This window comes from Vibrio sp. V19_P1S1T109 (assembly GCF_002241375.1).
GTDB lineage: Bacteria > Pseudomonadota > Gammaproteobacteria > Enterobacterales > Vibrionaceae > Vibrio > Vibrio anguillarum.
This window is the reverse complement of record NZ_NDIM01000261.1, coordinates 1-21803: the sequence shown is the minus strand read 5'-3', so window position 1 is coordinate 21803 and position 21803 is coordinate 1. Positions and strand designations below refer to the sequence as shown.

The 21803-nt window shown below is 46.8% G+C and carries 9 protein-coding genes and 3 pseudogenes; all 12 read left to right on the top strand.

Translation table 11 applies throughout. From position 1 onward, the window contains the following. The first annotated feature begins 551 nt into the window (after positions 1–551). The gene (rtxH, locus tag B9J87_RS13030) at positions 552–887 is read left to right on the top strand and encodes a protein RtxH (RefSeq protein WP_094151094.1); all 336 of its coding nucleotides are present in this window, start codon (positions 552–554) and stop codon (positions 885–887) included. 15 nt (positions 888–902) lie between these two features. Continuing rightward, positions 903–1364, top strand: a complete 462-nt coding sequence (gene rtxC / locus B9J87_RS13025) for an RTX toxin-activating lysine-acyltransferase RtxC (RefSeq protein WP_017044044.1) — start codon at positions 903–905, stop codon at positions 1362–1364. Positions 1365–1386: 22 nt separating this feature from the next. After that, a pseudogene (gene rtxA, locus B9J87_RS18055) lies at positions 1387–9186 on the top strand (MARTX multifunctional-autoprocessing repeats-in-toxin holotoxin RtxA); the annotation flags it as partial. Positions 9187–9324: 138 nt separating this feature from the next. After that, positions 9325–9819, top strand: a pseudogene (locus tag B9J87_RS18050) (anthrax toxin-like adenylyl cyclase domain-containing protein); the annotation flags it as partial. 747 nt (positions 9820–10566) lie between these two features. Continuing rightward, a pseudogene (locus tag B9J87_RS18045) lies at positions 10567–15363 on the top strand (C80 family cysteine peptidase); the annotation flags it as partial. Positions 15364–15557: 194 nt separating this feature from the next. Further along, positions 15558–16586 (top strand): nicotinate-nucleotide--dimethylbenzimidazole phosphoribosyltransferase, encoded by a 1029-nt coding sequence (gene cobT / locus B9J87_RS13010; RefSeq protein WP_094151092.1) that lies wholly within the window; start codon positions 15558–15560, stop codon positions 16584–16586. Further along, positions 16586–17386 carry an adenosylcobinamide-GDP ribazoletransferase gene (locus B9J87_RS13005; RefSeq protein WP_094151090.1) on the top strand — a complete coding sequence of 267 codons (801 nt, stop codon included), beginning with the start codon at positions 16586–16588 and terminating at the stop codon, positions 17384–17386. The genes cobT and B9J87_RS13005 overlap by 1 nt, the downstream gene beginning before the upstream one ends. Further along, positions 17386–17985, top strand: coding sequence for a bifunctional adenosylcobinamide kinase/adenosylcobinamide-phosphate guanylyltransferase (gene cobU / locus B9J87_RS13000; protein ID WP_094151088.1), 600 nt, complete (start codon positions 17386–17388; stop codon positions 17983–17985). Before B9J87_RS13005 ends, cobU begins: the two co-directional genes overlap by 1 nt. Further along, positions 17982–18584: a histidine phosphatase family protein gene (locus tag B9J87_RS12995; RefSeq protein WP_094151086.1), complete on the top strand. Its 603-nt coding sequence runs from the start codon at positions 17982–17984 to the stop codon at positions 18582–18584. Before cobU ends, B9J87_RS12995 begins: the two co-directional genes overlap by 4 nt. 222 nt (positions 18585–18806) lie before the next feature. Beyond that, the gene (locus tag B9J87_RS12990; RefSeq protein WP_047691738.1) at positions 18807–19835 is read left to right on the top strand and encodes a succinylglutamate desuccinylase; all 1029 of its coding nucleotides are present in this window, start codon (positions 18807–18809) and stop codon (positions 19833–19835) included. Between the two features lie 139 nt (positions 19836–19974). Beyond that, a complete protein-coding gene (btuC, locus tag B9J87_RS12985; protein WP_026028308.1) occupies positions 19975–20970 on the top strand; it encodes a vitamin B12 ABC transporter permease BtuC in 996 nt (331 codons plus the stop codon). Beyond that, positions 20957–21712: a vitamin B12 ABC transporter ATP-binding protein BtuD gene (btuD, locus tag B9J87_RS12980; protein WP_017044830.1), complete on the top strand. Its 756-nt coding sequence runs from the start codon at positions 20957–20959 to the stop codon at positions 21710–21712. The genes btuC and btuD overlap by 14 nt, the downstream gene beginning before the upstream one ends. Positions 21713–21803 lie beyond the last annotated feature (91 nt).

Here is a 21803-nt window from a genome sequence, read left to right as displayed (position 1 = left end):
CAAAGGCCGCTTTACCATGGATGCTGAGGGAGATAGCTGGGTCTGCACCATCAGGTAAAAGCAGAAATGTAAGAATATTGCCACTTGTGAGATAACGCAACGCATTGTCCAGTGCTTTTTTTGATGTGTATAGGAGACGGGGATGGCGTTTCATTAGAGATATCTAATTTTATCTCACGAATTCCGATCAGCGGTAAGTAGACTGATAAGCAATGTAGCATGGCTTTTTTTTCATTTAAATCAGTCATATATTTGATTCTTCAAGGGCCAGAAAAAGAAAGGGGGCGGATCATATCATTAATATCAATAGATGCTCAAATATTATCTGGTCTGATTAGTTAATTGCGGTTTTTAAAGGTTTTAATTATCAGTTGCTTGTATTCGGTAATATTTTGGTTTTGTTAATTTATTCATGACTTAGCGTTATTGTATGGTTGCATGCCATTGAAATGCTGTATAACATTAAAAATCATTTTTGGGTTATCGCTACTTTTTTATAAGTGGCTTTAATCTTTTTTTATTTTCTTTTTAAATTATGAGGTGAGTTATTTATGTCTGAGAAATTCGTTCAAACTGTATCGAGTGTTAATTATAATAAAGGTGTTTTTTCTCTCTATTTTGTTGGACAGAATCAATCCAACATGGCAAACGGTATTATGGCGGAAAGTGATACGGACTTAGAGCTAAAAGAAGTGATTCATATGCCTGCTTCTGGTTTTATGTATATGGTTTCGATGGTTAAGAATATGCTTGAAGATCCTCGTATGAACGAAGAGTTAGAAAAATTAATTGCCGCAGGTTTTCTAGCATCACCGAGTGAAGCACCTCAAGAGAACGAGAGTGGTATTGAGCCTGCTAAAAAACGCGTGACACGCACGAAAAAATAAAAGGTGGCTTAGCGTATGTTGATTCAACATCACGCGGCGAAACTGGATCGTGCAATGATGCAGAAAATGATGGGTGGGATTCTTCTGCTCAGCCAATATTCTCCTCTGCATCAGCGGTATCTTATCAGTGAATGGCAGCAACGGATTATGCCATCATTTGAGTTAAATCAGTTTTGCTATTACGAAGATGAACAAGGACGTCCAATTGCATTTTGTAATTGGGCGTTTTTGTCTGAGCAAGTGAGAGAGTTGCTATTGTCCGGTGAACGAGAAATCGAAGCTGCTGACTGGCGCTCTGGTGATCATATCTACATTCCTGAAATGCTTGCTCCTTTTGGTCACGGACGTCAAATCGTCAATGACTTACGACAGCGTGTTTTTTTGCCGTGGAAAGGGCAAAAAGTGTGTACTGTCCGCGGCAAAATCGACACGCAAAACGACCGCTGTATCCGTAAGGTACAGTGGTTTTCTATTTAAATAATAATAAGAGCCACAGTCTATGGGAAAACCATTTTGGAGAAGTGTCGAATACTTCTTCACCGGAAATTATTCCGCCGACGATGGAAATAACGACATTGTTGCCATCGGTTTTGGCGGCGAAATTCATGCTTATGGCGGAGATGATCATATTCATCTGGGGTCGATCGGAGCCACGGTATATACCGGTTCAGGTAACGATACGGTATCGGCGGGGGCCGGCTATCTAAAAGTTGAGGATACAACGGGGAACCTGAGCGTTCGAGGCGCTGCGGGTTATGCTGATATCAAGAAAAACGGAGACGGTAATCTCTCATTTTCAGGTGCTGCTGGTGGTGTCGACATTGGTCATGACGGCCAGCATGGCAACATCAGCTACGCGGGTGCTGCGGCTTACAACCACATTAAGCGCCAAGGGTTATCAGGCCATGTTTCTTTCCAAGGTGCTGGTGGCTACAACGCTATCTGGCATGAAACCAATCATGGAAACTTGAGTTTCGAAGGTGCAGGTGCGGGCAATAAAATCGATCGTACTTGGTTTAACCAGTATCAAGGATCTCAAGGTGATGTGCGTTTTGTCGGCGCGGGGGTTGCTAACAGTATTAGCTCACGTGTTGAAAGCGGTAACCTGCACTTTAGTGGAGCTGGTGCGGATAACCATTTGGTTCGCAAAGGCAAGGTTGGGGATATTACCCTAGAGGGTGCCGGGGCATCCAACCGAATTGAGCGTACGCACAATGCGGACGATGTGTATACCGAAACACGCGGTAATATTCGCTTCGAAGGTGTGGGTGGTTACAACAGCCTTTACTCTGATGTGGCACATGGTGATATTCACTTCTCGGGCGGCGGTGCTTATAACACCATTACTCGTAAAGGTAGTGGCGGCGACTTTGATGCTCAAGGTATGGAATATGCCAAAGCGGATGAGATCGTTCTCACTGCCGCACAGATGCACGGTTTATCGATTGATAACGGCAACAAGTTCCATGCGGTTAACGCCGTAAAATCAGAGCGAGAGCCCAATACCTATTTGTTTGCTATTGCAGATGGTAATTACACCAAAATCAACAAAATCCGTCTCTATAACGATGCCGAATCCGGCAAACTCAAGTACTACTCAGAGGCGTGGTTCAAGCAGGGTAATCACTTAACCGATCTTGCTCATTCCGATGTTTCTTTTTCAGGTGGCTTTGAGTCCAATCCAGTCAACGGTGGTTACACCCTTTCTAATATTGCCATTGAACATCAGCAATCAGTGACTGTTCATGCGGTTGAGAAAAGCTTGACTGAATATGAGTGGGTGACTTACGCCAATGGTGCGGTGATTGATGCGAAAGATGTGTCATTGTCGGATGCAAAAATGGGTGGTCACGCGATTTATGCTGATGGCACTAAGGTTGATGTCAAAGCGGTGAAATCAAACCGCAAACCCAACACTTATGTTTACGCTAAGATGCTGGGACAACACACGAAAATCGTTGTGGTTGAACTGGCTAACGATGCCGAGACTGGCGCGCTGAAATATCAAGCTCGCTCTTGGTATAAAGAAGGTGATCACACTGCCAATATAGCCAACCAAGATATTTCGTCTGCAACTGGGTATAACCCAATGGGTAAAGGGGGCTACTCGCTCAGCGACTTGCATTACAGCGTTAACGCGGTAAGAAGTACCAGCGAAACAGTGGCTGATATCGACGAATACACGGATCAAACCTTATTCAAACCCGTAAGCGATAGCGGCGAAAGCTCTGGCGATATTCATTTCAATGGTGTCGGTGGCGGTAACGTTATTAAATCCAACGTAACACGCGGTCATGTTTACTTTAACGGTGGCGGTCTTGCCAACGTGATCCTGCATAGCTCTCAGTTTGGTAACACTGAATTTAACGGTGCTGGCGCGGCTAACGTGATTGTCAAAAATGGCGAAGAAGGGGATCTCACCTTCCGCGGCGCAGGTTTGGCAAACGTATTAGTGCACCAAAGTCAGCAAGGCAAGATGGATGTTTACGCGGGTGGTGCGTTGAACGTGCTGGTTCGTGTTGGTAACGGCGACTATCTGGCTCACTTATTGGCTTACGGCAACATCTCGGTACAGAAAGGCCAAGGCAATAGTCGAGTTACTCTACTGGGCGGCTATAACACGCACACGCAAATCGGTAGTGGTGATGCACTATGGCTAGCGGCTGGCGGTTTCAATGTCATGACACAAGTCGGTCAAGGCGATGTGGCTTCGGTACTGGCTGGTGGCGCAAACGTATTGACCAAAATGGGTGATGGTGAACTCACGGCGGGCATGCTGGGTGGTGCGAACGTGATTACCCATATCAGCAGTGATGATCAATTATCGAATACCACGGCGGTGGCACTCGGCGGCGCAAACATTCTCACCAAAAAAGGCAAAGGCAACACCCTTGCTGTAATGGGCGGTGGCGCAAACGTGTTGACGCATGTGGGCAATGGCACAACAACTGGCGTTATGGTCGGCGGTGCGAACATCCTTACCAAAGTGGGTAATGGCGATACAACCGGCATTATGCTTGGTGTTGGTAACGTGCTGACGCATTTTGGTGACGGTCAAACTCTTGGAGTGATGGGCGCAGTAGGCAACATCTTCACCAAAGTGGGCGATGGAACCTCCATTGCGGCCATGATTGGTGCAGGCAATATCTTTACCCATGTGGGAGAAGGCAATGCTTGGGCGCTTATGGGCGGCTTGGGTAACGTCTTTACCAAAGTGGGTAACGGTGATGCTCTTGCGTTAATGGTGGCAGAAGCCAACGTCTTCACTCACATTGGTGATGGCATGTCGGTGGCGCTTATGTTAGCCAAAGGTAACGTTGCGACAAAAGTGGGTAATGGAACCACACTCGCGGCGATGGTTGGTAACGCCAATATCTTCACTCACGTAGGCAGTGGCAGCACGTTTGCGGCGATGATTGGCCAAGCCAACATCATGACCAAAGTGGGCGATGATCTCACCGCTGCGCTGATGGTCGGTAAAGCAAACATCTATACCCATGTCGGTGATGGAACCAGCCTAGGAATATTCGCAGGCGAAGTGAACGTGATGACTAAGGTCGGTAACGGCACAACGCTGGCGGCGATGTTCGGTAAAGCGAACATCATGACGCATGTCGGCGATGGTCTAACGGGCGTGTTAGCACTGGGCGAAGCCAATATTGTCACCAAAGTGGGTGATGATTTCATGGGGGTTGTGGCGGCAGCAAAAGCCAACGTCGTGACTCATGTTGGTGATGCAACCACTGCAGCGGTATTGGCTGGTAAAGGCAATATCCTCACCAAAGTGGGCGAAGGCACCACGGTAGGGTTGTTGATTTCCGATATCGGCAACGTGATGACTCATGTCGGAGATGGCACGACCATTGGTATTGCCAAGGGCAAGGCAAACATCATTACCAAAGTCGGTGATGGTTTGGGTGTTAACGTGGCTTGGGGTCAAGCAAACGTGTTTACCCAAGTGGGCGACGGTGATCGCTATAACTTTGCCAAAGGTGAAGCCAACGTCATCAGCAAAGTGGGCGATGGTCAAGAAGTCTCTGTCGTGCAAGGTCAAGCCAATATCATTACCCATGTGGGTGATGGTGATGATTATACCGGTGCTTGGGGCAAAGCCAACGTTATCACCAAAGTGGGTAATGGCCGAAATGTTGTGCTAGCCAAAGGTGAAGCCAACATCGTGACTCAAGTGGGTGATGGCGATAGCTTTAACGCACTTTGGAGTAAGGGCAACATCGTCACCAAAGTCGGTGATGGTATGCAGGTGACCGCCGCGAAAGGCAAAGCGAACGTAACGACTCGAGTGGGAGATGGCCTAAACGTCACCGCCGCTTATGGTGATGCCAATATTAACACTGTGGTTGGTGACGGTATTTCGGTCAATGTTGCTTGGGGCCAATACAACGTCAATACCAAAATCGGCGATGGTTTGAACGTCGCGGTCATGAAAGGTAAAGCCAACGCTAATATTCATGTTGGTGATGGTTTAGGGGTTAATGCTTCTTACGCTCAAAACAACGTGGTGATCAAAATCGGTAATGGTGATTTCTACAGTTTGGCGGTCGCGTCGAGCAACACCAGCAGCAACAAGCTCTCCGCCCTGTTTGATAACATCAAGCAAACCGTACTTGGTGTCGGTGGTAGCCAAGCAATCAACTACTTAGTGCAAGGCGATGAAGCATCATCATCCGGCACGCATAAAGGCCGTGGTGCGATTGCGACACCTGAAATTACCAAGCTGGATGGCTTCCAAATGGAGGCGATTGAAGAAGTGGGCTCGGACTTGGGTGATAGCCTAACAGGTAGTGTGACCAAGGTAGACGCACCTGATCTCAATCAAATGCAAAATGCGCTCAACGTTGACGATTCTTCGGACCAAGTTCAAGGGCCAAATCTCATTGTTAATGGCGATTTTGAGCAGAGTGATTTCGGTTGGAGTTCTACGCATGGTGTCGAAGCTTATGTTTCTGCAAGTTCATATGGTTTGGAGCGGGATGGGCACGGTGACAATGTGTCTGAATTGGCAACAGATCAAAGCACGACTATCTACCAGGATATTCAGAACCTGACGGAAGGCGAGGTCATTGCTGTGAGCTTTGATTTTGCAAAACGTGCAGGCATTTCTAATAACGAAGGCATTGACGTTCTCTGGAACGGCGAAGTGGTTTTCTCATCGTCTGGTGACGAATCTGCTTGGCAGCAAAAAACCTTAAAACTGACCGCTCATGCTGGCAGTAACCGTATCGAATTCAAAGGCACAGGCCACGATGATGGGTTGGGCTATATCTTAGATAACGTAGTGGCGAAATCAGAAACGCCACAGCAAACTAATGCGGTGAGTGAGCATGCAACGCAAAATCAAGCGTCGCAGAATGCTCTAGCAGACAAAGATCGCGCAGAAGCGGATCGCCAACGTCTAGAACAAGAAAAGCAGAAACAGCTCGATGCTGTCGCAGGTTCGCAAAGCCAGTTGGAATCTACCGACCAACAAGCCTTGGAAAATAATGGCCAAGCTCAACGCGATGCGGTGAAAGAAGAGTCGGAAGCCGTGACGGCTGAGTTGACCGAACTGGCACAAGGTCTCGATGTGCTCGATGACAAAGCCACGCATACGGGTGAGTCGGGCGACCAATGGCGCAACAATTTTGCCGGTGGCTTGCTTGATGGTGTTCAAAGCCAATTGGACAATGCAACACAGGTTTCTCGTGAGCAGATTGCTGCCGCGAAACAGACGCACGCGGACAATCAAAATAAAGTGAAAGATGCGGTTGCGAAGTCTGAAGCAGGCGTCGCAAAAGGTGAGCAAAACCTGGCGGGTGCAGAGCAAGACATTGCTGATGCTAGAACTGATGCTGAAAAACGTAAAGATGATGCTTTAGCAAAAGGCAATGACGCGAAACAAGCCGAATCTGACGCACACACTGCCGCAAACGATGCGCAATCGCGTGGTGATCGCGATGCGATGAACGCGGAACATAAAGCCAACCAAGTGCAGAATGATGCGAAAGGGGCTAAGCAAAACGAAAGCGATCGCCCTGATCGTCAAGGTGTTGCGGGCAGCGGCCTTGCGGGTCAAGCACATAGCGTCGAAGCCGCTGGTGCTGCGGGCCATATCAACGCTGACAGTCAGGCAAACGCTGATGGCCGCTTTAGCGAAGGCTTGAGCGAGCAAGAGCTAGAAGCCTTAGAAGGTGCGACCAATGCAGTCAACCGTCTGCAAATTAACGCAGGAATTCGAGCGAAAAATACGGGTAGTTCTGTCACTTCGATGTTCACAGAGACAAACGGCGACAGCATTGTTGTGCCAACCACTGCGTCTCAGGATGTGGTTCGAAAAGAGATTCGCATTTCTGGGGTGAATCTTGAAGGTCTTGGTGAGGCATCCAGTGATATAGCATTGGGTGGTAACGCCATCGACAACATGTTACGTGATTCTCTGCCATTCTACTCACTCCGTGCCGAACGAAATCTATTAGTGCAAGAAGGGGATGAAGGCTTAGAAGTGCGTGCTTGGCCTGGCACAGATGACAATAGCAAGACCATTATTCTTGATGATCCAGAAGATGCGGCTCAACAAAAAGCCATTGAGCGTTTCATTTTAGCCAACTTCGATAATTTTGAACAAATGCCCGATGAGCTCTTTTTGGTGGATAACAAGGTTATCTCACATCATGAGGGTCGCACGCGTGTTTTGGCACAAGAAGAAGAGGGCGCTTGGAAGTACAACACCAAAGCAGAATTGATGTCTGTCACCGAATTACTCGATGCTGCCAGTGTTACAGGGAAGATCCGTGGTGAAAGTTACCAACAAGTGATTGATGCTCTGGCTGAGTATCATTTGAGCACGCTTGAACATGCAGACTACGAACAGGAGTCAATGGAAAAGCTGGTTAACCTACGTAAACAGATTGAAGGTTATGTACTTGGTCACCCAGATTCTGGCCGCGTTGAAGCAATGAATTCACTGTTAAATCAGGTGAATACACGTTTAGAGGAAGTCTCTACTCTGGCGGTATCAGAACAAAATATCAAAGCGCAAGACAGCTTTAGCCGATTATATGACCAGCTTGAAAATGCCAACTTGAAAGAGAGTAAGCATTTGTATCTTGATGGTAATAGCAACTTCGTTACTAAGGGCAAAGGAAATATTACTAATATCGATCAGCTAGGTGGCAGCGAAGCTGTGCTTGAAAAAGTAAAAGCAGCCGTAAGTCATGAATATGGTCAAGCTGTTGCCGATACGATCTTCGCAGGGTTTTCTGCAAACGATCTTGCAAAAGATGGTAAAGGTATTGATATCGCTGGGTTAAACAAAGTACACCAAGCGATTGAACAGCACATGTCGCCAGTGAGCGCGACCATGTACATCTGGAAGCCGAGTGATCACAGCACACTAGGTCACGCCGCATTGCAAATTGGCCAAGGGCGCACGCAGCTTGAAGGTCAAGCCGTGGCTGATTTCAACAAGCAGAATTATGTGAGTTGGTGGCCACTAGGTAGCAAATCATCCAATATCCGCAATATCTTCAATGTGGCGACAAAAGATCAGCCAGATCTTAAGCTGCGTTGGAAAGATTTCAGTCAGCCAGCCGCGCAGGGTGAATCTCTAGCGTTTGATATACAGTCAGAAGAAAACGACGGCTTCGGTTTGAATGATGGTGAAACCAAGCTAAAACGCTTTGTCGAAAAACTCAACGCCGCGAAAGGTATTGATGCTTCGTACAAAGACGCTTCCGAAGGTTATGCGAGTGTGCTATTGGGCAACCCGGATATACTTGAAACGACAGGCATTCCAACACATGTATTCCAACCATTCGTTGAACAATGGAATGATACCAGCTACGACATGATGGACGTAGCAAACCGTTTTGCTGAAGAGCTAAGACATCAGGCTCAAATAAGTGGCAATGCCGAGCTGGTTGAGAAACGCATTGCTAATGTGGTTCGTCAATTTGCGGAAAGAGCGCTAGAGGGGATTGAAGCGTTCAAAGCAAGCGAAGCGGATCAAGGCCGTGTATTCCGCATTAACTTAGAAGGGCTTGATACTGCGGCAATGCAGGCAGAGTGGAATCGCCTCAGTAACGACCCGGATGCGCGTTATCAACTGCTCACCAAAAACTGCTCTAGCACGGTCGCTAAAGTGTTGAAAGCGGGTGGGGCAGATAAACTCATTGGCCACACATGGCTGCCTAAGTTTGGTGTTTGGACGCCGACAGAGCTTTTCAACTTTGGTCAAGCGTTACAAGAGGCCCAGTTAGAAATCGTGGCTAAGAAGCAAAATCTTCGGAATACAGAATTGTTATTAAATGATTCGTCTGTAGATAAAGCGGTAGCTTCTGATACAGAGCTGGGGGTAAATACAGACTCATCCCATAAGAATTATCAATCCCGAGATTTAGTTCTCGAGCCAATCGTGCAACCAGAAACCATCGAGCTTGGTATGCCTGATATCGATCAGAAAATATTGGCGGAGGTTGCTGAGCGTGAAAATGTCATTATCGGTGTTCGACCAGTTGATGAGAAGTCGAAGTCACTGATTGATTCTAAGCTCTATAGCAGTAAAGGTTTATTCGTTAAGGCGAAAAGCTCTGATTGGGGGCCAATGTCTGGATTTATTCCGGTAGATCAGTCATTTGCCAAAGCGTCTGCGAGAAGAGATCTCGATAAATTTAACGGCTATGCTGAACAATCCATTGAGTCTGGTAATGCGGTAAGTGCCGATTTGTATCTGAATCAGGTTCGAATAGATGAATTAGTGTCTAAATATCAGTCACTGACAGCTCTTGAGTTTGATGCAGAAAGCGGTATGTACAAAACAACCGCAATCAATGGTGATCAAACAGTCACTTTCTTCCTGAATAAAGTGACTGTTGAGAGCAAAGATCTGTGGCAGGTTCATTACATGAAAGATGGCGAGCTAGCGCCGTTCAAAGTGATTGGTGATCCTGTATCTAAACAGCCGATGACAGCAGACTATGATTTGTTGACCGTGATGTATTCCTACGCAGAGCTAGGGCCGCAAGATAAGGTCAAGCAACCATTAACTTGGGAACAGTGGAAAGAGTCTGTTACTTACGAAGACTTAACGCCTAAGTATCAAGAGCTATACAGCAGTGAAGAGCTTTATAACAAAAAAGATGGGGCGAGCCTTGGTGTTGTGAGCGATCGCTTAAAAACTCTGAAAGATGTTATCAATACCAGCTTGGGTAGAACCGATGGCCTAGAGATGGTGCATCATGGTGCAGACGACGCAAACCCTTATGCGGTAATGGCGGACAATTTCCCTGCGACTTTCTTTGTACCCAAAAGCTTCTTCATGGAAGATGGTTTAGGCGAAGGAAAGGGCTCTATCCAAACGTATTTCAATGTGAATGAGCAAGGTGCGGTGGTGATTCGTGATCCGCAGGAGTTTTCTAATTTCCAGCAGGTAGCGATTAATGTCAGTTACCGAGCATCACTCAATGATAAGTGGAATGCTGGCCTTGATGACCCACTTTTTACACCAGAGCGTAAATTGTCTCATGAATTCCTAAATGCAAGGGAAGATGTGATTAGAAAGCTTAGCGGTGAAATTGAGACAAACGTAAGCACTACGCAGTCAGAAGTAACAGAAAATGCAGTGATGCAGCCACTAGATTTTTCGAAGGTATTCACCAGAGAAGAATTAGTAAAAAGTGCGAATGTGTTTGGCAAGCGAATCGGTCCTTCTTATCAAGCCATCTTAGAGCAGGTTGATTTGGTTCATAGGGCTGTTGACCGTGAGCTGGTATTAGAAAGCTTTAAGCTTAACAATAAGATCATTGCGTACTTAGCTGAACATCCAACCTCTGGGCGTAATCAAGCTCTGACACAGTTGAAAGAGCAGGTCACCAGTGCGTTGTTTATCGGCAAGATGCAAGTTGCCCAAGCGGGTATTGATGCAATCGCACAAACAAGACCAGAGCTTGCCGCTCGTATCTTTATGGTCGCGATTGAAGAAGCCAACGGCAAACATGCTGGTTTGACGGATATGATGGTTCGTTGGGCCAATGAAGACCCATACTTGGCGCCGAAGCAAGGCTACAAAGGCGAAACGCCAAGTGACCTTGCCTTTGATGCGAAGTACCACGTTGACCTAGGTGAACATTACGCTGATTTCAAACAGTGGCTAGAAACGTCTCAGTCGAATGGTCTACTGAGTAAAGCGCTCTTAGATGAGGCAACCCAAACTGTTCATCTTGGTTATAGCTATCAAGAGCTTCAGGATTTGACGGGTGTTGAATCGGTACAAATGGCGTTCTACTTTTTGAAAGAAGCGGCGAAGAAAGCGGATCCCGTTTCTGGCGATTCAGCTGAAATGATACTGCTGAAGAAATTCGCTGATCAAAGCTATCTGGCTCAACTTAATTTAGACCGTATGGATCAAATTGAAGGTATCTACCGCAGTAGCCATGAGACGGACGTTGACGCTTGGGATAGTCGTTACTCTGGTGTTGGGTATGATGAGGTAAGCAATAAACTTGCAGAAAAAAATAGTATAGAGGAGCAGCTTTCTGTTCTTCTGGATGAGCGCAAAGGTTTATTAATTGGTGAAGTACATGGCAGTGATGTTAATGGCTTACGCTTTGTCAATGAACAGATGGATGCACTGAAAAAACAGGGTATTAGTGTGATTGGTCTTGAGCACTTACGCTCGGATCTCGCGCAGCCGCTGATTGATAGCTACCTTGCTACTGGTGTGATGTCGAGTGAGTTAAGCGCAATGCTGAAAACTAAGCATCTCTATGTCACTCTGTTTGAAAATGCACGTGCCAATGGCATGCGTGTTGTTGCGTTGGATGCAAACAGTTCTGCACGTCCAAATGTTCAAGGGACAGAACACGGTTTGATGTACCGTGCTGGTGCCGCGAACAATATTGCAGTGGAAATATTACAAAACTTGCCTGATGGTGAAAAGTTTGTCGCTATTTATGGTAAAGCGCATTTGCAATCGCACAAAGGAATTGAAGGTTTTGTTCCGGGTATCACGCACCGTCTTGATCTCCCTGCGCTTAAAGTCAGCGACTCGAACCAGTTCACTATCGAGCAAGATGATGTGAGTCTGCGTGTTGTCTACGATGATGTTGCTAATAAACCGAAGATTACCTTCAAAGAAAGTTTAAGTAGCACAAACAACGCACTTCATAACCAAGACGTGGACGGTTGGGAACGTGTTGTCGTCACATCGACAGCGGACGGCGGTGAAACGCGCTTTGACGGCCAAGTGATTGTTCAAATGGAAAACGATTCAGTAGTTGCAAAAGCGGCGGCAAATCTAGCTGGCAAGCATCCTGAAAACAGTGTGGTCGTTCAGCTAGATTCTGAAGGGAATTATCGCGTGGTGTATGGTGACCCATCGAAATTGGATGGAAAGCTACGCTGGCAATTGGTTGGCCATGGGCGTGATGATTCAGAACATAACAACACTCGCTTAAGTGGCTACAGTGCCGATGAACTTGCAGTGAAATTGGCCAAGTTCCAGCAGGCATTCGGCCAAGCGGAAAACATCAGCAACAAGCCTGACCATATCAGTATTGTCGGTTGCTCTTTAGTGAGTGATGACAAGCAGAAAGGCTTTGGCCATCAATTTATCAATGCCATGGATGCCAATGGTCTTCGTGTGGATGTGTCTGTTCGCAACTCTGATGTAGCGGTAGATACAACAGGGCGCAAACATACTCAAGATGCCAATGGAAATTGGGTACAAAAGGCTGAAAACAATAAAGTCTCACTGACTTGGAATACGCAAGGCGAAGTTACCGTACGTGACGAGATCATTCGTAACGGTGTGGCGGAAGGGGATATCCATCTTGCTCGTGTTGGTGCGAGTGAGGTTAATGAGCCAGCACGTGGTGCCATCGGCGACAACAGTGAGGTGTTTGAAGCACCTGAAAAGCGTAAACCGGAAACGGATACTACGGCATCGGCGGGCAGTGACAATAAGCTCAGCTACTCGGGCAATATTCAGGTCAACGTCGGTGATGGTGAGTTCACCGCAGTTAACTGGGGTACGTCAAATGTTGGTATTAAAGTGGGTACGGGAGGCTTTAAGTCGCTGGCCTTTGGTGACAACAATGTCATGGTTCATATTGGTAATGGTGACAGCAAACATAGTGTCGACATCGCTGGTTATCAGGCGCTTGAAGGTGCTCAAATGTTTATGGGTAACCGCAACGTAAGTTTCAATATGGGTCGCAGTAATGACCTTATCGTGATGATGGATAAGTCGATCCCGACACCGCCACTGGTCAATCCATTTGATGGTGCATCACGTATTTCAGGAGTATTACAAAGCATCGCACAATCAGGAAAGGGTGCCGATTGGTTAGCGGCTCAAGAACAGCAGTGGACACTCTCTGGTGCGAAAAAATTTGTCAAAGAGATGTCCGGTCTCGATCAAACTAGCAGTGTTGACTACAGCAGTTTGGTTGATTTGGACTCTCAGAATGAGCGCAGCAGCCGCGGCTTGAAGTCTGACGCTGAAGCAACGTTGAATAAAAAGTACAACCAGTGGCTAAGTGGCAATAGTAATAATGATACTGGCAAGATGAGCCGTGCGGATAAGTTCCGTCAAATGAACGAGAAGTTGGCCTTTAACTTCGCGGTCGGTGGTCAAGGAGCCGATATTCAGGTCACCACGGGCAACTGGAACTTTATGTTCGGAGACAACATCCAAGCGATTTTGGATACCAATCTCGGTTCATTGTTTGGCGTGTTAACCCAGCAATTCTCAGCAACGGGAATGGCTCAAACGACCTTTACCTATAATCCGCAAGACTTGCCTCGTCAGCTTAAGAATAAGCTGCTGGGTAAATTTGCTGAGGTCGGTGCAGAGACGACTTTAGGTGATATCTTCGGTGTCAATTACACCGCTGATGGCAAAATAGTCTCTCGTACTGATGAAGCGGTAGATGGCGTTGCCATTTTAAAAGAGATGCTAGAAGTGATAGGCGAGTTTGGTGGTGAGCAGCTCAGCGCATTTACTGACCCAGAAAAATTGCTAGATAGTCTCAAAGCGGGAATCGATATGGGGGCTGATGGTCTTCAATCCTTTGCTGAAAGTCATGGACTGAAAGAGAAAGCACCAGAGGAAAACGATACAGCGCAAGTGACTCTCAATGGCGCGCCTGCGGCAACGGAAAACGTATCAGCCACTGTTGAAGAAACCAAACCAGAGCGCGCATTTGGTTTTAATGCGCTCAATTTGCCCAATTTATTTGCCACTATGTTTAGCAAAGATAAGCAGGCAGAGATGGCATCATTGGTCAGTAATCTGAAGCAGAATCTCACCGCCGATTTGCTCAATATGAAGGATAAAACGTTTGATTTCCTTCGTAACAGTGGGCATTTGCAAGGGGATGGCGATATGAACGTTTCTCTGGGTAATTACAACTTCAACTGGGGCGGTGACGGTAAAGATCTCGGCGCTTATCTAGGCGACAATAATAACTTCTGGGGAGGACGTGGAGACGATGTGTTCTACGCAACGGGAGTCTCCAATATTTTCACTGGCGGTGAAGGCCATGATATGGGCGTTTTAATGGGTCGCGAGAACATGATGTTCGGTGGTGATGGTAATGATACGGCAGTTGTGGCCGGACGCATTAACCACGTCTTTATGGGCGCGGGTGATGATCAATCCTTTGTCTTTGGCGAAGGTGGTGAGATCACCATGGGGGCAGGTAATGACTATGCAGTCACTTCAGGTAACTTCAACCGTGTAGACATGGGAGACGATCAAGACTTTGCTGTAACCATCGGTAATAACAACCAACTTGATCTTGGTGCAGGCAATGACTTTGCGAGAGTCTTTGGCAATCACAACCGAATTGATGCTGGCCAAGGAAACGATGAAGTCAAACTGATGGGTTACCATGCTTCGATTAATGCTGGCGAGGGTGAGGATTACTTAATTGCCGCCGCTATCTCAAAATTCAGCACATTAAACGGTGGTGAAGGTAGCGATGTCATGGTGCTTGGGGGTTACCAAAATACGTTCAAAGGCGGTGCTGGCGTAGACAGTTTTGTGGTCAGTGGTGAGGTGATCGATAACGTGGTTGAAGATATTCGCCAAGGTGAAAACATCATCTTCAACGGTATTGATTGGAACCGTTTATGGTTTGAGCGTAGTGGTTACGATCTGAAAATTTCTATAGCACGCCATACTGATACCTCTTCCGATCAAACGCTATTTGATGCGTTAGGTTGTGTGACTTTCAATGATTATTTTGCAAATAATCGAGCCAAACTTATTATCGGTTTAGGTGAAAAAGACGCTCAAGGCGAGCAGGAATATACCTGCTTGACTGATAATGCGTTAGACAATCTCATTCAAGCGATGAGTTCCTTCGCGCCTAAGGTGGGAGAAAGCAACTTTATGGATGGATTAGCTTCTCAGCCTCAGCAAGCGATTATGGCCGCATGGTCGGATGTGAATACCGGGAAGTTTAGCTTGTCGTAATCATGTCTTTCATGGGTTAAAACCAGCCTTTGTAGGCGTGTCTGTTTGACAATAGCGCCCATATAAACCTAAAAACGCCTCCTGATTTTATAGAAAACAGGGGGTGTTTTTTTTTGGGCTCAAATAGGCAAAACCTAGCCGATACTAGCGAATACGAGTAAACTCTTCTCTTTTCATGGAAGAGCCCAGAAGCAATGTTAAAACAAGATCATAGCCAAGCGATACAACAAAGAATCGATCAAAAAACCAAACCGTTGGGAGCGCTGGGCCAACTTGAGTCATTAGCACACCAGCTCGCCTTAATCCAAAGTCAAAATCAGCCTCAGCCCACTCAGCAGATCACCATTCATAAGCCTACAGTACTGGTCTTTGCTGGCGATCACGGCATTGCAGATGAAGGCATTAGCATTGCGCCAAGCGCGGTGACTCAGCAAATGGTGCTTAACTTTCTGGCGGGTGGTGCGGCCATCAACTGTTTTTGTCGCAGCAATCAAGTCGAGATGAAAGTAATAGATTGCGGGATTTTACTCCCTGTAGAAAGCGACAATCCGCACTTTCTTGTGCAGCGCTTAGGTAGCCGAACGGAGAACTTTGCTCGCCAAGCGGCGATGTCTGTAGAGCAAGTGAAGCAAGGGCTACTGCTAGGCAATCATGCCGTGCAGCAGGTGATCCGTGCGGGGTCCAATATAGTGATGTTTGGTGAAATGGGCATTGGTAATACCAGCAGCACTTCTGCGATATTAGCGGCGCTTTCTAAACATTCTGTTGAGCAGTGTGTTGGTTACGGCACTGGCATTTCAACACAGCAATATCAGAAAAAAGTAGAGCTGGTGAAGCAAGGCGTAACACGCTGCCGTGGTTTGGATCCAGAAACGGTCCTTGCGGAAGTAGGCGGCTTTGAAATTGTGCAAATGGTCGGAGCATTTTTAGGCGCTTACCAGCAGCAAACGCCGATTCTGGTGGATGGATTTATCGTCACGGTAGCCGCGTATGTGGCCACACTTATTGAACCGGATTGCCGCGAGTTGATGATTTTTGCTCATCAGTCCCATGAATCGGGCCACCAACGCGTACTTGAACAGTTAAACGCGACACCACTGCTTAATTTAGGGTTGAGGTTGGGTGAGGGAACGGGTGCTGTATTAGCCGTACCTTTGGTCAAAGCGGCCGCCGAGTTTTACAACACCATGGCCAGTTTTGCCGACGCAGGAGTGACAGTGTAATGCTGCGCGCTTTAGCTTATCAATTAGAGCTGTTCTGGTTGGCGTTGAGTTTTTTCTCGCGCCTTCCTATTCCTAACAATACGCCCTATTGCAGTGAACGAATGAACCGATCTGGGCGCTATTTTTCCTTGGTTGGTCTATTACTCGGCGCGATCTGCGGTGCCATCTACAGTGTGCTGATCCTGATTTTACCGAACGAGGTGAGCATCGCACTGACGATGGTGGCTAGTTTGCTATTAACAGGGGCGTTTCATGAAGATGGCTTAACTGACATGGCGGACGGCATTGGCGGAGGAATGACGGCTGAGCGCCGTTTGAGCATCATGAAAGATAGCCGCATTGGCACTTATGGTGCGGCCAGTTTAGTGATGGCGCTACTGTGTAAGTTTCTCTTTTTAGAGGCGCTACTTGGTTATGGCAACGTATTAATGGTGTGGGTACTAGGCTACAGTTTTAGCCGTGCGATAGCGGCATCGTTGATTTTCGACATGCCGTATGTAAGCGATCTCGATAGCAGCAAAAGCAAGCCGTTAGCCAATAAACAAACCCTTCCAGAGCTCATTTTTCTACTGCTGTGCGGCTTAGCGCCTGCGTTATGGTTTGGTTGGCAGGTAAGCTTAAGTTTGGTATTGGTTGCTGTAGTTTTTCGTATTTTCTTCAAAGCTTGGTTGATGGCGCGTATTGGTGGCTTCACGGGTGATTGCCTTGGCGCTGCACAACAGATTATGGAACTGCTGATCTATCTGCTGCTTATTGTATTCGCTGGGTTGGGTTATTTGAGCATGGGACTGATTGAATAATGGTGCATTTGATTTTGGGTGGTGCGCGTAGCGGTAAGTCTTGTTTCGCTGAACAGGCCGCAAAGCAAGAATACCAAGTCCTGTTAATGCGGCTGCCGCAGGCTCAGCTTAACTATGTTGCCACCGCGATTGCGTTTGATGATGAAATGCAGGCAAGGATTGCTCACCATCAGCAGCAAAGAACGTCGGAATGGCAAGAGCACGAATGCCCTGAACAACTGCCTGAGTTAATTGCCACTTTTTCGGCACATGATGTGGTATTGGTGGACTGCTTAACGCTGTGGCTGAATAACGTTATCTATAACCATGGCCAGCAAGCTCACGAAGCGGAGATAAAAAAGCGAGTCGAGCAACTCTGTTTTGCCGTTGAGCAAACGCCCGCCACTTTGGTTATCGTCGCTAACGAAGTGGGCCTTGGCGTGATCCCGATGGGGGAGGTTTCGCGCTTATTTGTCGATAACGCGGGCTGGCTTAACCAAGCTCTAGCCAAGTTAGCAACCCGAGTGAGCTTTATTGCGGCGGGCTTACCGATTGTTTTAAAAGACATCGCTTTAAAAAACACTGCTCTAAACGACATCGCTTTAAAAGGCTCACAATGATCAATCTCTATTTGATGCGCCACGGTAAAACCGTCGGTCGGCCTGCGCTCAATGGTAAAACAGATGTGCTCGTTGAAGCGCATCGACAAGAGCAGATCGCTCACACTTTGCTGAGATCCCGTTACTCCTTCTCAAACATCATTACTTCGCCGCTACGCCGTTGCCATGATTTAGCGCAGCAACTGGTTTTACAGCAGCCGAAATTGGATTACCAAATTGAGCCTGATTTCCAAGAAATGGATTTTGGTGACGTCGATGGCGTGGCCTTTGATGAACTGCAATCGATGTGGCCAGTAGTGGAAACTTTGTGGACCAATCCGGCCCAACATCAACTACCGAATGCAGAAAACTTGGCCGATTTTCATCAGCGTGTAACCCGTGCTTGGGAGGCTCAGATTAAAGAGATTAAGCAAGACACTTTAATCATCGCTCATGGTGGAACAATCAGAATGATACTTGCCTATGTTCTAGGCACTGACTGGCAAAACCGCCATTGGTATAGTGTGTTGAATATCGACTATCAATCATTAACTCATATCCAAATAGGAAAAGATAACGCTGAGAATGTGAGTGTGAAGAGCATCGGAATTCAAATTTAGCACCGGGTGAGCATGCAGTAGAGTATGGAGTAACTATCAGATTTAATGATAGAATTCCCGGCAATTAACGCCGGCCTCTGGTTAAGCGTATTTTGTATAAGGTATTGAGACGATCGTTGATGAGTTAAGTTTACCCTTATCCATCTTGATAAGTGGGATCGCCTCAACATAAATTGCTTCTACAATTCATTAACATACCGCTGTGCAATAAAGGAGTAACGCATGACGAAGTCCCTTTTCCGCCAATCTTTCCTATTTGATAGTTTGGATTTAGACCAAGAAATGGTCACTGGCGAAATCAAAACGGCAGCTGGTATTACGCTTAAAGTGCTCTCGCGTGGAGTGCTCGAAGTGATTCCCGCTCATCTCAACGATGAGAGTAAGCACATCATTATTTCTTGCGGTATTCATGGTGACGAAACTGCGCCAATGGAATTAGTAAATAAGCTGGTGGATGATATTCAGTCAGGTTTTCAAGCGGTCCAACACCGCTGCTTATTTATTGTGGCTCATCCTCAGGCGACGAATCAACATACCCGTTTCGTGCAAGAAAATTTGAACCGTTTATTTGATGATAAAAAGGGCAATACCTCCCTAGAAAGAGAGATTGCACAGCATCTCAAACAGACAGTGAAAGACTTTTTCGAACACACCGCTGAGCAAAATCGGTGGCATCTTGATTTGCACTGTGCGATTCGTCACTCCAAACATTATTCGTTTGCCGTCAGCCCCAAATCTCGTCATCCTGTCCGCAGCCGCGCACTGATGGCATTGATTGAAAGTGCGCATATCGAAGCGGTGCTGCTTTCAAATTCACCCTCGAGTACCTTCAGTTGGTACAGTGCAGAGAATTTTGCCGCGCAAGCTTTAACGCTTGAGCTGGGGCAAGTCGCACCTCTTGGTCAAAACAACCTAGAGCGATTAGTCGCGTTTGACTTAGCCATGCGCGATTTGGTAGCCAATGCGACACCTGAACACTTGCCAAGAAAGCCAACCATTTATCGTGTCAGCCGTACCATCGTCCGTTTGCATGACGATTTTGATTTCATGTTTGATGATAACGTCGAAAACTTCACCGCGTTTAAACATGGTGAGGTATTTGGTCATGATGGTGAAAAGCCACTCATGGCGAAAAATGAAGATGAAGCGATCGTATTTCCTAACCGAAAAGTGGCATTAGGCCAGCGCGCCGCGTTAATGGTGTGCAAAGTGGCGACACGCTATGAAGACGATCAATTGGTATACGATTAACCGATGGTACTTTTGGCTTGTTAATCTTTTGACCTGTTGACAAGGTTAACAGGCGATTGCTTTGGTATATCACTTTCTATTTAAATGGCTTAACGGTAAGGTTAGGCCATTATTGTTTCTCTTACTTACATATAAGCGCATGACGTTCAATCAGTTACTCTTAAAAAAACAGCGTCGCTGGCATTACGCCCTCTACGCTATGCTGGCATTGTTGATTACGATGAGTGCGTTTTATTTGATGGTGGGTGAACTCTTTATCAGCCCATTTCACACTTGGTCACCACTGGAATGGCAGTTAGTGACTGAACTTCGTGCTCCTCGTCTGCTCTCTGCCGTCATTATTGGTGCTTCACTAGCCGTATCAGGCGCTGCGCTGCAAGTGTTATTAGGGAATGTTTTGGCAGAGCCGGGCGTGCTTGGTATTTCTGGTGGCGCCAGTGTGGCGATGGTAGTGGTGCTGTTTTTCTTCCCTGCCTTGGCCTCCCCTGAAATTTTCATGCTTTGTGCCGTAGTCGGTGCGATGGTGTTTACTCTTTTACTGGTCAGCATGGCTAAAGCGATGCGTTTAAGCACAACTCGCTTACTGTTGGTCGGTGTGGCGCTGGGTATTTTATCTGGTGCTGTGGTGACATGGGCGTTTTATTTCAGTAATGATCTCAGTTTAAGGCAACTGGTTTACTGGTTGATGGGCAGTATTGGTGGTGCAAGCTGGTATCAACATACGCTTTCATTAGCTGCGCTTCCGGTGATCATCTGGCTTGCTCTGCAAGGAAAAACGTTAGACAAACTGATGTTGGGCGAAACTCATGCAAAGCAGTTAGGTGTGGATGTGCATCGACTACGTTGGAAATTGATTTTTGCCGTGTCGCTGCTGGTAGGAGCTGCGGTGGCATTGGGCGGTGTGATCAGTTTTGTTGGGTTGGTTGTTCCGCATTTATTGCGCTTGGCGTTTGGTTCTGAAAACCGCTACCTTTTACCTATGTCGGCTCTGTTCGGCGCACTTTTACTGGTCTGCGCGGATACCGTTGCCAGAACGGCGCTTAATGCTGCTGAGCTTCCACTTGGTGTCGTCACTACCACCATTGGTGCGCCGATTTTTATTTGGATGTTGTTGAAAAACCATGATTCACGTTAATAGCCTGCAGGTTTCATCACGCTTATTGCCACTCTCTTTTACTTGCCAAGCGGGAGAGGTGCTGCATGTTATTGGGCCTAATGGCAGCGGAAAAAGCACTTTACTGTCGGCGTTAGCTGGCGTGACAGAGAGCCAAGGTGAGGTCTACATTGGTGATCTTCAGCTTTCAAGCGCATCGTTAGAGGCGCTGTCACTGCACCGAGCTTATCTGTCGCAAAACGACAAGCCTGTTTTTAATGTCGATGTTTATCAATATCTTGCCTTAGCGATCCCCAGTTGCGCCGATTTACATTCTCAGGCTGTTAATCAAGCTGTGGTTCATCTCACTCAACGATTGAATATTCAAGATAAATTGCATCGATCCATTCACCAACTGTCAGGCGGCGAATGGCAACGTGTCCGCTTGGCCGGTATTTGCTTGCAAATTTGGCCAACCTTAAACCCTTACGCGCAGTTATTGATATTAGATGAACCTGCGGCGCCTCTTGATATTGCTCAAGAAGGGTTGCTTTATCGTTTGATTGAAGAGGTTGCACAGCAAGGGATAGCGGTAGTGATGGCCAATCACGATCTCAATCGAACATTGCGCCATGCCGATCGCGCTCTGTTACTGCAAGATGGCGTATTGCAAAGTTCCGGCTCGGTTGAACAAGTATTAGAGAGCCAAGCGTTAAGTGCAGCGTTTCAGACTCAGGTGAAGCAGGTTGTTGTTGAAGGAAAGCCTTACCTTATCTTTGATTAAAAGCACAACTGTCGTGCAATAAGCACACTTTTAGCGCATCAATGTGCTGAAGATATAATGGTAAAAATAATAAGTCTATTAAAAACAAATG